The organism is Oribacterium sp. Sow4_G1_1 (genome assembly GCF_052116105.1).
In the GTDB taxonomy this organism is placed as follows: domain Bacteria; phylum Bacillota; class Clostridia; order Lachnospirales; family Lachnospiraceae; genus Oribacterium.
The window spans coordinates 90,891-103,518 of record NZ_JBQKLS010000001.1; the positions used below are offsets into that span (position 1 = coordinate 90,891).

The following is a 12,628-nucleotide window of genomic DNA, read 5'->3' on the forward strand; positions in this document are numbered from 1 at the left end:
TCTGACCCCATTAAATTTTTCTAAACAGACGCATAGTAGGACTCGATCAGCTCACAGTCCATGATGAGGACGTAGAAGATGTTGCCATAGTAACGGTTCTGGACGATGCGGCCGTGGTCGAGTACCGGTTTCGTACTGCCGTCCTTTTTCACAAAGTGGAAGCGGACATAGTCATTGTCTCCGCTCGTCTTCGCATCGATCTGCTGCCAGATGCTCTTTTCGACCGTCTCCTGCTCATCCGGTCGAACCAGGTTACGAAAGCGATGGTCGGTGTACGCGAGGAACTCCTCGAAATCACGGCAGCCGGCGAACTGCACGAGCTCATGATTTGCGAACAGGATCTGATCATTGTCCGGATCCGCTCTGTATATAAGGAAGGCACCTGGAAGATGCCGGGCCACCTCCGGCAGTGCGAAGCCGAACTGACTTCGCTGCTGCGTCTCATAGGTACTCTGGTACGCGGCGCAGCTCTGCTTTCCATGCAGCTTTACGGCATAGAGCGCCATATCCGCGTAGCGGATCAGATGCGAAATCTCGCGCTGGTCCTTCGGATACTCCGCATAGCCCAGCGAAATGTAGAACGGATAGCAGTTGCCGTTCGCACGTACGTACCGTGCTGCACTGGTGAAGGCCTCGATTTCCGGCTTCGCTTCCTCGGCCGTCTTTCCGATCAGAACGGCAGAAAATTCATCACCGCCGCTCCTGGAAAGAATCGCATCTGTGCCAAAATGCTGCCGCAGGTCCGCTGCCAGGGTTTTCAGCGCCTGATCCCCGACATCGTGCCCATAGAGGTCGTTAATGAACTTGAAATCATCGATATCCATCTGCATGCCCACACACGGCAGTGATGAATCCGCCTTCATTCGCTTCTGTACCGCCTCATCAAATCCATGGCGGTTCAGAAGACCGGTCAGTGGGTCCGTCACCGATAGCAGCGCCAGCGCATCCCTGTGACGTCGGAGCTGAAGCATCGCGAAGCTGAGTCCCGTCAGTGACAGGATGATGCAGATGCCCAGGATGAGGTACGGCACCATGATCCACCGACGATTCCACCCCTGCTTCGGCATGACGGATAGACAGAAGTTAGTTCCCTCCATCTGGAACTGGTAGTTCACCGGATTCGTCAGCTGCGCTACAGACGAAGACACCTGTGCCTGCTCGTTCGAGAGTGGCGAGCTCGTCATCGTCAGCTGATAATCGTATCCGAAATCCGAAAGTGCCTTTACGGTATCCTTGAATATCTCCGGCACACGGATGATCACGATGGCGAAGCCCCAGAACGTCCTGCTTCCATCGGCCTCCCGCAGATAAACTGGATTCCGAATCGCGATGCCCTGTCCTCCCTGCTTCAGTTCAAACGGCCCCTGCATGGTAATGACACCGTGATCCCGTCCGTAACGGCAGATTTCTCCTCGCTGTTCATCCTGAAAGAGATCGATCTTCCCGGCTTCATTGCCGGTCTCCGGATAAATCTCCGTGACGATCCCGTCCGGTGCGAGCTGAATACTCTGCACGTAGTCGGTCATCAGATTGTCAGCCACCTCTGAGAAAGCATTAATCTTTCCCGCGTCACTGAGAACCACCGATTCCACGGCATCTGTGATGGCGATTCCACGCCCGAGGTCGTTTGCCAGACGATCCGCATAACTGATTGTATTCAGCTTCGTAATTCGCTCCATCTGCTCACGATATACTGTATATGAATTATATAAAACCCCCGCCAGTATCAGACAGCTGGCGATAAACACCAGTGCCGGATAAATCGGTACTCTGAACGGTCGTTTTCCCTTCGGATCCAGATGCGCTGAATCTCTCTCCTGCCTTTCCATGTTCTCCTCTTCTACCCGCTGATTTATATATGGTCTTACGTACGCAGCATGCCGATGGCCCGATCAGGGCGCAGCCCAGGCGTAAGGTGCAGCCTGCACACATCTCGAAACGTACGTCGTCCGATGACAATGCTGCGATAAATATCATATATTTTAAGCAAAATCAAGCAGATTACAAGAATAAAAGAAATTTTAATCATAGTGAATTCTTATATCTTCTATAGTAAAAGAAAAACGCTGACCGTCGCTACCAGATTCGCCCCACGACCCAGGATCCTGATTCTCCGAAATCATGCACCAGGATATTGCGTTTTTCCCCTCCGCATGCTATCGTAACGCATGCACAATTAAATACGAGTGTTATGTCGCTCCGGACTTCATGCGCTGCCATCGCCGCCACCGGCGTGATACATCCTTCCCACTCGCACAAAACTAAAGGAGATCACATCATGAATCATCACACAACTTCACGCAACATTCTGTCCATCGTTCAGGCCGCTATGATCGCCGCACTCTACATCGTACTGACCGCGCTCGCCGCAGGCTTCGATCTCGCAAGCGGTGCCATCCAGGTTCGCTTTTCCGAGGTGCTGACCATCCTCCCGTTTTTCACACCGGCTGCGATTCCAGGCGTCACCATCGGCTGCCTCCTCGCGAACATCCTGACCGGAAGTGCCCTGCCGGACATCATCTTCGGCACGCTCGCTACCCTGCTCGGTGCCCTCGGAACCTATGCGCTCCGGAAGCATCGCTTTCTCTGCACGCTCTGCCCGGTCATCTCGAACGGCATCATCATCCCGCTGGTTCTCCGCTATGCCTACGCGGTCCCTGGCGCACTCTGGTTCCTGGCACTGACCGTCGGCGCCGGCGAACTCATCTGCTGCGTCCTCTTCGGCAGCATCCTCATCGCCGCCCTGCTCCCGCACCGCGACCGACTGTTTAAGTAATCACCATCCTGTGATCAATGCTCATCCCACTGAAAGAGATCGCTACAGCTACACACACTTGTCTCTTCCAGAGCACGGGCTTCACCACTACACAAACAAAGCGCTGAACTGCCACCCCGCAGATCAGCGCTTTTTCTCTTCATCCCATTCCAAAAAACATCCGGTATCATGCGCATAGATCACGCCGACCGCCTGCAGATACGCGTAGATCACGGTGCTTCCGACGAACTTCATGCCTCGTTTTCTGAGATCCATCGAAATCCGGTCCGAGAGTTCCGACTGCGTCCGCCCTTTCTCATACACTACCTGCCCGTCCGTCCAGTGCCAGAGATACTCCGCGAAGCTGCCGTACTCCTCCTGTATCGCGCGAAAGACCCTCGCATTTGTCACCGCCGCCTCTATCTTCAGACGATTTCGGATGATCCCGGCGTTATTTCGTAGCGACGCCATCTTCTCCTCGCTATAGCCACAAACCGCCTCCAGATCGAAGCCATCGAACGCTTCACGGAACGCCTCACGCTTATTCAGCACGCACTCCCATGACAGCCCCGCCTGAAAGCACTCCAGAACCAGCATCTCAAACAGCTTATGATCATCATGGACCGGCACACCCCACTCTTCATCATGATAGCGGATGTACCGCTCATTTTTCGGATTCGCCCAGCAGCACCGCTGCTTTCCATCGACCCAGTCCATCTGCACACCTCCTGTCTCTGATGCCCGCTGCTCCATCAGGCCAATGCAGGCTCCTCTACTGCCCTTTCCGCCCGTGCCTTATACGCCCACGATACGTATAAGTGCATCCTGCAGAACCTTTGAAAAATTCACGCCCATGCTCTCCGCCTTTTCATTTAACCAGAACGGAATCGTACAGTTCTTTTTCACCGACTTATTTCTCATACGATTCTGATACGCCTCAAAATCGATGTCCACATAAGTCACGAGGCCATCCGAAAAATCAAGCTCGTCATCTGCAACTTCCTTTGCTTTCGCTCGAGCTTCCTCGAAGCTGGAAACCACCGGCAGCTCATCCTCTGTTTTAAACTCCATCCCAGCCGTTCCCATCGCATCACGTGCCATTTCGATAGCATCTGCAAGGCTGTTGCCTTCCGTATATGTATCAAAATCCGGAATATATACCAGAAAATCATCCTCATCCTGCTTAATTAAAACCGGATATGCTTTTGCCAGAAATCTATTCATATAATCACCTCATATAATCTAAAAGCTCAGCATTCAAGGAGCCTCACATAAGTCTCCATTTTTTCAGTATCGCACGAGCCAGTCTTTCATTGATTTCCTTATGCCTCGGAATGACTTCGACGTCGTTTCCTCTCACATACTTGTCATGATTTCCACCATGCTCTTTGAACGTGAATCCAGCCCGTTCAAGTTTCTTGATCAATTCTTTGTTTTTCATCAACTATTCCTTTCTACGATTATACGCCCTTTATGCGTATTTTCAAGACAGACTGGCGCACATTTCTGAAACTACAACAAAGCGCTGACCTGCCACCCCGCAGATCAGCGCTTTTTCCTTATATGACATGCCAATGTAGGCTCCTCTACTGCCGTCTCCGCCCGCGCTCGTCAAACATCAACTTTAGTTCTCTCTGCACGTACACCACTGTTCCGAGCAGCATGAAGGACTGCGCAAGCACCATCACCAGCGCAAGCGTCTCGAGCGTTTCCTCGCCGGCCTTCGCAAATGGCAGCTGCACCAGTACGGACAGTGCCAGTGAAATCCATCCGGCTTTCCACCATACCCGCCCGCAGCACGCATGCGCAAACGCCCAGGTATCCGCGTTTTTCATGGAGAGCGCCGTCCGGAACCCCACCCAGCGTGAAATACTCCTCGGCGGACATGTCTTCATCATATATCCACCGAAAAGCATAACCGCCGGAATGATCAGATTCACTATGAAAATTTCTATGTATTCCAGCATTTGCTCACCTCTTACGCCTCGATCTTCACCGCGTTTTCCTTCACTTCCTGGATCTTCTGCAGGATTTCTGTTCTCCTCTTCGGGTCAAACAGCTTGATGAAGCTCACCGGCTTATCAAACGGCGGTTTCATGAGGTCCGTGTTCTCCATGTAGCCGTTGTTTTCGATATAGCTGATGATTTTATTCACGAATGCAATCTGCTTCTGATTCAGGGCCTGGTCATTGATGAACTCAGAGAACACCGCCATCGCCGCGTCGTGATCGAGCTTCGCGATCTTCCGGATCAGCAGACCGAACGGCGTATCGCCATACGCCTTCTGGTAGTCCTCTCTGTTGCCCAGCTCCTCCGTCAGTATGCGTTCCAGCTCCTCATAATCGCCGCTCGTCAGTGGGATATTATGCGTCAGCTTATGGATCGACATCGCGTTTCCGTGGTCGTTGATATATCGATTCACCTTCTTCTTGTAATCGACGAAATCATACGCCGGGTCCAGCTGCTCCCCTTCTTTTCGGTCAATGATGCTGTCCGCAAGTGTCGTGTAAATCGGCTTTGCACTTCTGCCCCCGGTCAGGAACTGAATCAGATCCCGGAGCTCCTGACGCGCATGTTCGATTTCAAGCACATCGTTCACGAGCCAGAAATCATCCGATCGTACCTTCTTGATAACCGGCAGCTTCGCATTGATCTGCGGGATACTGATCTTCTTCGCCAGCATCTCACAGATATTTATCAGCTGATCCTTCAGATGCGGGAACAGCGCCGTCCCATCCATGTCCTGCAGGATCAGGTTATACATGAAGTTATCGAAGCGTTTCGCCGACTCATCCTTATCTTCGATATGCACGAGCGGTGCGATTTCCCGGATCAGCTCCGTCTGCATCTCATCCGAGATAAACTGATACACCTCCAGGTTCTTATAGTTTTCCACATATTTGAGATGCGTATGCACAGACACCAGATCGGTATTCAACGCACTCACGAGCCGCTGGCAGTCGGTCACCAGCTGCTGCCGCCACGCCTGAAATCGCGGCTCTGCATACGCTTCTGTCTGCATATGCTGTGCCAGCGCGATCTTCTTTATGAAGATCAGTTCCGACAGTGAGCTCGTTTCGGAGCCGGCATAGCCCTCCTTATGTGTCTCGAAGAACTCGAAATTTCCACAGTAATCAAAGATCAGAAAACGTCGCTTTCCTTCGTACTCTCCGTCGATCTGATCCGTGCACATAAGATGCGGGCAGAGGCGTGTACCACGTCCGATCATCTGCCAGAATTTCGTTTTTGATTTCACCTGCTTAAAGAACACCAGGTTCAATGCTTCTGGTACGTCGATACCAGTATCCATCATATCGACCGACACCGCGATCTGCGGATCCTTCTCCGGATTTCGGAAATCATCGATAATCGTCTGTGCGTAGGCATCGTCACAGATGACACGCTGAATAAACGTCCCCTTATAGTGCGGATAGAGCTTATTAAAGCGCTCGAGTATAAACTCCGCGTGACGTTTGTTCTGTGCAAATATGATGGTTTTTCCGATCTTCTCTCCACCCTCTATCTTGATGCCCCGTTCCATCAGATCCTGTAAAACCATATCTACGGTTGTGGAGTTAAAGATAAACTTATTCAGCGCACCAGACGGAATAAAATCCGGCACATCCATATCATCCTCTGTAAACGCATCCTCCAGTCGCTCCTGATCCTTTTTCGACAGCTGGCTGTAGGTGATGCCGTTTTCGAGGAATTCGGTTTTCACCTTATAGTTGTAGTAAGGCACCAGCACATGATCTGTATACACCGCTGTTTCGTAATCATAGGCATAGGTCGGAACCTCGTTCTCCATCTCGAAGAAGTCATAGGTATTTCGGTCGACGTTCATCTTCGGTGTCGCCGTCAAGCCCACTAAAATCGCATCGAAATAGTCGAAAATCGCACGGTATTTTTTAAAGATACTGCGGTGCGACTCGTCGATGATGATCATATCGAAGTGCGCCGGTGTAAACAGCCGATCTCCGTCCTTTCGCCGGCTGTCATCGATAGCATTAAGCATCGTCGGATAGGTCGAGAACACGATGCGCGCATTCTTGTCATCCTTGTTGGAGCAGAGATTGCAGAGCGTCATGTTCGGCAGGTACTCCTTAAAGGAATCCTTCGCCTGCTTGACGAGTGCGGTACGATCTGCGAGGAAGAGAACATTGGTCACATACCCACCACGGCTGAAGACATCGACCAGTGACGCCGCCGTTCTGGTCTTTCCGGTACCGGTCGCCATCACCAGAAGATTCTTGCGGAAGCCCTGCTTCACATGATCGCAGACCGCACGAATCGCTTCCTTCTGGTAGTAGCGGTTCGTAATCTTATCATCGATGGTGATGTCATCCAGCTCCTGATGATCCGAGCGGCGATTGATCAGTCGCTGCAGATCATCCTTGCCGAAGATGCCGTACACCTTCCGCTGCGGACCACTCTGATCATCCCATACGTAGGTGTCAAAGCCATTGGTCGTGAACATGATCGGTCGGCGACCGTACTTCCGCTCCAGACAGTCTGCATAGAGGGCACACTGCTTTCGGCCAATGTTGGCGTCTTTACTCGTGCGCTTCGCCTCCACAACCGCCAGCGGCAGCTGATCCTTGCCCATCAGAACATAATCACAGAATCCACTCTGTCCGATTTGTCCCATCATATCATCTACCGGAAACTCCTGTATGACATCCTGATCGATGCCGGTCAGCTTCCATCCCATCAGCTTCAGATCGAGGTCGATGTACTTCTTACGCGTACGGAACTCAGAGATATCCTCCGCCTTGAAGCTCCGCTCCTTCTCGTGCTGCTCTTTTTCACGCGTATACTGCTCGGACATCTCCGCGATCTTTTTACGGAGTTTCTCGATTTCCGAGTCCTTTTCGTTCAGAAGACTCTCCTGCTCTTTGATCTTTTTCGTATCGATGATGACCTTCTCTGCCGGGATCTTCGCCTCATCGAAGCTGCGCTCCTCATAGTGCTCGCCATAGCAGTAGTCGATCCACTCGATGAACTCGAAGAGCCCATGAAGTGAGGTCACGGCATCACCCGCCGAGACACTCTTTTCGGTATGGACCGCTAGATTACCCAGCTTGATCACATATGGAAGCTTGCCCCAGGTGTTGGAATCCATCGCGAAGCGAAAGGTCGGCTCATGAATCAGCGACTGCAGATTGTCCTTATAAGGCATCACCATGGAAAAGTCCGCAGAATATACCCACTTGACCGCCAGCTCCAGTGCCTTTCGTGCACCGATAGCACACATCGCCGGAGAGGTGGCAAACACCTTCTCCGCTTCGATCGCCGCCGGTGCGAAGAGTGCGTACTCCTGTTTATCCTTGAGAAATTCAAAATTGGACATCTTCCATTCCTCCGCTACAAACCGCTTACTTATCCTGCTTTAATAACTCCTTCAGTGCGCCGAGCTCCTGCTGGATCTCTGCCTCCAGGGCATCGATCTTACCGAGGATGACCTCCGTCGGCTCATACTCGACCGCCTGGTACTCGACCTTCTTATATTTGTTGATGGATAAATCATATCCGTTCTCCACGATCTCACTCTTCGGCACGAAGAAGCTCTGCTCTGTACGCTCGCGCTCCTTCTCGCCCTCCAGATGATGGAAACGTGCGAGGATATCTGGAATATCGTTCTCCTTGATTTCCGAGCGCTTATCGTCGAGACTGAAGCCATCCGCCTTCATATCGTAGAACCAGACATCCTCGGTTCCGCCGGCGCCCGTCTTCGTGAAGACGAGAATCGCCGTCGATACACCCGCATACGGCTTAAACACACCGGACGGCATCGATATCACTGCCCGCAGCTGATGATTCTCCACGATTTCCTTCCGAATCTGCAGGTGGGCCTTACTCGAGCCGAACAGTACACCATCCGGTACGATGCAGGCACACTGACCGCCCTTCCGGAGCATACGGAGGAAGAGCGCCAGGAACAGCAGCTCCGTCTTCTTCGTATTCGTCACCGCCTTCAGATTGTCATTGATGCTTTCGGTGTCCACGGTCCCTTTGAATGGCGGATTCGCCAGGATGATCGAATACTTCCCACTGATCTCATTCTGCTTCGAAACACTATCCTTATAATCGATTTCCGGATTACTGATACTGTGCTGCATCAGGTTCATCGCCGAGATACGAAGCATCGTACGGTCCGTATCGAATCCGGTGAAAGCGGTACTCTCGTACTTCTTCCACTGCTCCTCGGTCATCGTGCTCTCATAGTGTTCACGGATGCTCTCGGCAGCTGCCACCAGAAATCCGGCTGTACCACACGCCGGATCTGTTGCCGTGTCTAATTTGATACAACATAACGGAGCGGAATTTCTACCCCTTAACGATGCACCCGCACAGGTGCATTTTTGCACACCCCTCATAACGATGCCGTATGCACCGTTACGGAGTAAGGTATTCGGTTTTATCGCTGCCTGTGCGTATATTGCGTTCTCCTCATGAAACTGGGTTTAACCATGAAATAAAGTCTGAATTGTCGGATTGTAATCCGTATCAATGAGTGTGACTTGCTCACCGCTTCGTGCATATCCCTCAATGTAAATACGATTATCTTTTTTCAAACTGTCAATTTTACAGTCAGTATCATCCAACCTCGATTCTATTACAGACCCATATTTCTTTATCTCGTGGAAATGGGCATCAATATATGCGTCCGTCATCGCAAGGCAGATGAACTTAATAATGAGCTTATCCTTGCTCCACGGATAAAAGTTCGTCACATGACTCTCGAACTCCGAATCCGCGATGTAAGTAAAATCTCCAACGATGATATTGGGATTCGTTATCGTTGGTTTCACATAGACTTCTTTGTCGTATCCAGCTATCGGATGAATATCGTTAGGATTCGGACTTTTCCCGTCCTTCATCTTTGATCACCTCTCCTACAGTTGCGAAATAATCAACATTAGCGCTTTACTATTTCTTCGGTAATTTAAGGTTAAAATTCCCGCCCAGGGCACTTGCGGCAATGCCCAGGCCGACCACTAAGACTGTGCTTGCGACCTTTATCACGCCCCAATTAAACTGTCTTTTCTCCGAGTCCTTTTTGTCGACCATCTTGACAGTCTCTGTTTCATGGGTACGAATCTCTGTGTCCTTTTCACTAACCGCTTTGAGAATTTCCATCTCCTGTGCCAAAATGTCCTTACGTTCTTCGGCTGTTAAATCCGGGTTATCAAGGCACTTGCTAAGATCGGCATGAACCTTCCCGGCGAAATCGTAAAATTGTTTTCTGCTATCCGCAGATGTGTCCATATCCTTATCAGCAATAGCGTATACCTGTTTTATGCTTTCATCATCGCTGGATATGATGTTACCAAGTATGTCCTTGTATTCCTCCATTGATGACTGAATCAGCTTTGCAAACTCAGGAAACTGTGCAATGACTTCCTTTGCAACATCTGGCCGCAACTCACCAAGTTTTGAAGCGATACTCAAGACATCTGTTTTCGACAAATTCTTAAAATCTGTCCTTTTCATCATATCAAGTGCCTGTTTTTCAATTGGCGTATATTCCATAGCCATGTAATCCTCCTTATTCCTTAATCAATGCTGGCTCTGTTGCCGTGCCATTACTTCGAGCATATGTCTTCCGATTTTCTCAGGATCGTAGTCATTAGCCTGGCAGATGAACCGTAAACCATCCGGCGTTAGTATGCGGCCGTTATTCTTGTCGTGGAGATACTTCTGAAATTCCTCGTACTCCGAATTCTTAATCTGCTTCATGCTTTTTTCACTTTCTACCAAACCTTTATAGTAAAATATCTATTAGTTTCTTACGAATCAACTGCTTTCTCTTTTCCATAAACAGGAGAAAGTTCGGATATGTGTATTCCATTTCCGGCAAGTAGTGAATCGTGCGATACTGAATCTTATCCGAGTCTGTAACTTGCTCTTTGTTAAACCATACATCGAAATCTGCATTGAGTTTCTCCTCGTTCAATTGTGCGGCAAGCAACTGTAAATTGCTGATATCATTTACGGAGTCAATGTATGTATCCAGCTTGTCTTCCGGCACTCCCATTTTTCTGAGATATGACTTTCTAAATTTACTCTTCGGATACATATGGTCCTCATGAAATTTATTGCTGAAATCCAATGATGGATAGAGCAACATGAGCGTTGACAGTGTTTCGCTCTTTCCATATTTCAGTTTGAGCAAATACTCGTCAATATCGTCTTCAGCAAACTGGATTGATTTATTGGTTCCCTTAAATTTGTCGACAATCTGTGTGATTGGGAATTCGTTATTACCGTTCTCACGGATGATATCACGGATGGGTCTTATTACGTTATCCGGCTGTCCGCTGAAAGCCTTCTTTAGCAATGCCATTATCAGCCATTTCTTTATTTTTGCCCGATTTTCCTTGGTTGCCCCAGACTCTACAAAGTTGTCGGGCATACCGATTGTCAGAAGGTAATAGGCAATTGGAATTAGCGCGTTGTTGGAACTAAGTGTTTCTCCTGTGTAACCAAATGAGGACACTAAGTGTACCGATTGCTTTATCGCACGCTTAATATTTTCCCAATTCGCCTCGATTTTCATCATGTTAGGCTTATTGAAGTTGTCAACCTTGAATGCAATGTTAGGGAAGTCGGTCAACACCAAAGCGGTTTTTAATACGAAGTCTTTATTGATACGGAAGCCTCCACCGATGGAATTAACATCATCAACAAATTCAGTTATTTCTTCCCTTGCATCATGATTTTCCCATTGAGCAGATGCTATGGAAAGTAACAAGTCGGAGTAGGTCAATACTGTACCGCCACTATTGACGCGAATAAAAATATTCAGAACCTTATCTAACTCTGCTGCTTTCTCTTTGTAATAGCTGAGCGTTTTATCTGTATGAACAACGTTATACAACTTTTGCAACGTATTATTTGCGTGCATCGTCTGCTCTTTTGTATACGTCCCAGCAAACGCAATATTATCAAGCACATATTGAGAAGTCTCGCCTGGCTGAGTCATGGTGAGAATGTCTCCAACCTTGTACCAGAACCCTTCTGTCATCCCGCTGAATTCTTTATCAGTTAAAAACCGAAAATCGTATTTGTTGTTTTCATCCTGTGCATCCTCAATAAGGTTTAAATAAAGATATCGGACAGGATATGCGTTCTCGCTCTTCTTTTGCTTATATTTTAAGCGATACGCATAGGAGCCCTTAAGTCCAATATATATTGAGGTCAGACGCTGCTGCCCATCAAGAACCGCAGTTACACCATCAGAACCCTTGAGATCAACTTTCTTATTATGGGTATTATTCTTCTCATGGTAATTCCTTAAGAATTCATAGAAGTCATAATCCAGTAATCTTGATTTTTCAATCTCCCAGAACAAAAAGGCTCCGATGGGATAATCCTGCATAAGGCTATCGAACAGCGTTTCTATCTGTTCGGTATCCCACACATACTCTCTCTGTATGGAAGGCAGTACATATTTGTTATTCGAGATATCCTGCATCACTTCCGCAATCGTCAACGGTGTTTCATAAGCCATAATAAAAAATCCTGCCTTTCATCAGTTTTCTTCTCTCTTTACATAGGTAAGCTGAATATCATAGCCGAGAACTTCGAGCATCTGCACAAAGGTCTTATTCACAATGGAATCGCCTTTCTTGATGAGCCGATTCACATACTGACCCGTTGTGCCGACTTCCTCTCCGAGTTTAGCCTGTGTCATATCAGCTTCGATGCATTTCACTTTAACATCGACTTCAAAATTGTTCTTGACCATATTTCAATCCCTCTGTTGTTTCTAATGAATTTCTTATTACTAAATTACACTCACAGTGTTATTTATTATAACACATAATTATGAACATTTCTACCCCTTAACGAAAAAAGACACCCGACCGC

The 12,628-nt window shown here is 48.8% G+C and carries 11 protein-coding genes and 1 pseudogene; 1 reads left to right on the top strand and 11 read right to left on the bottom strand.

The features are described from left to right. Positions 1-20 precede the first annotated feature (20 nt). On the bottom strand, positions 21-1,829 hold the full coding sequence (locus tag ACTQ52_RS00400; RefSeq protein ID WP_441981450.1) for a diguanylate cyclase domain-containing protein: 1,809 nt from the start codon (positions 1,827-1,829) through the stop codon (positions 21-23). 449 nt (positions 1,830-2,278) lie between these two features. Between ACTQ52_RS00400 and ACTQ52_RS00405 the strand changes: the two genes are divergently transcribed. After that, positions 2,279-2,776, top strand: a complete 498-nt coding sequence (locus tag ACTQ52_RS00405) for a QueT transporter family protein (protein WP_410044211.1) — start codon at positions 2,279-2,281, stop codon at positions 2,774-2,776. Between the two features lie 123 nt (positions 2,777-2,899). On the opposite strand, the gene ACTQ52_RS00410 is transcribed toward ACTQ52_RS00405, so the two are convergent. The 10 genes and pseudogenes from ACTQ52_RS00410 to ACTQ52_RS00455 form a co-directional block, all read right to left on the bottom strand. Next, positions 2,900-3,472, bottom strand: coding sequence for a DNA-3-methyladenine glycosylase I (locus tag ACTQ52_RS00410; protein ID WP_441226542.1), 573 nt, complete (start codon positions 3,470-3,472; stop codon positions 2,900-2,902). A 78-nt stretch (positions 3,473-3,550) separates the two neighbouring features. Continuing rightward, positions 3,551-3,979, bottom strand: coding sequence for a type II toxin-antitoxin system HicB family antitoxin (locus ACTQ52_RS00415; RefSeq protein ID WP_441226543.1), 429 nt, complete (start codon positions 3,977-3,979; stop codon positions 3,551-3,553). A 43-nt stretch (positions 3,980-4,022) separates the two neighbouring features. Continuing rightward, on the bottom strand, positions 4,023-4,196 hold the full coding sequence (locus tag ACTQ52_RS00420; protein ID WP_441226544.1) for a type II toxin-antitoxin system HicA family toxin: 174 nt from the start codon (positions 4,194-4,196) through the stop codon (positions 4,023-4,025). A 145-nt stretch (positions 4,197-4,341) separates the two neighbouring features. After that, a complete protein-coding gene (locus ACTQ52_RS00425) occupies positions 4,342-4,653 on the bottom strand; it encodes an SdpI family protein (RefSeq protein ID WP_441226545.1) in 312 nt (103 codons plus the stop codon). Between the two features lie 80 nt (positions 4,654-4,733). Continuing rightward, positions 4,734-8,105, bottom strand: coding sequence for a DEAD/DEAH box helicase family protein (locus ACTQ52_RS00430; protein ID WP_441226546.1), 3,372 nt, complete (start codon positions 8,103-8,105; stop codon positions 4,734-4,736). 25 nt (positions 8,106-8,130) lie between these two features. Beyond that, positions 8,131-9,051 (bottom strand): annotated as a pseudogene (locus tag ACTQ52_RS00435) (HsdM family class I SAM-dependent methyltransferase); the annotation flags it as partial. Positions 9,052-9,219: 168 nt separating this feature from the next. After that, a complete protein-coding gene (locus ACTQ52_RS00440; RefSeq protein WP_441981451.1) occupies positions 9,220-9,636 on the bottom strand; it encodes a hypothetical protein in 417 nt (138 codons plus the stop codon). Positions 9,637-9,685: 49 nt separating this feature from the next. Continuing rightward, a complete protein-coding gene (locus ACTQ52_RS00445) occupies positions 9,686-10,294 on the bottom strand; it encodes a hypothetical protein (RefSeq protein ID WP_441981452.1) in 609 nt (202 codons plus the stop codon). Positions 10,295-10,520: 226 nt separating this feature from the next. Next, on the bottom strand, positions 10,521-12,269 hold the full coding sequence (locus ACTQ52_RS00450; RefSeq protein ID WP_441981453.1) for a DUF262 domain-containing protein: 1,749 nt from the start codon (positions 12,267-12,269) through the stop codon (positions 10,521-10,523). A gap of 21 nt (positions 12,270-12,290) precedes the next feature. Further along, positions 12,291-12,506, bottom strand: coding sequence for a helix-turn-helix domain-containing protein (locus ACTQ52_RS00455; RefSeq protein ID WP_441981454.1), 216 nt, complete (start codon positions 12,504-12,506; stop codon positions 12,291-12,293). Positions 12,507-12,628: the final 122 nt, after the last annotated feature.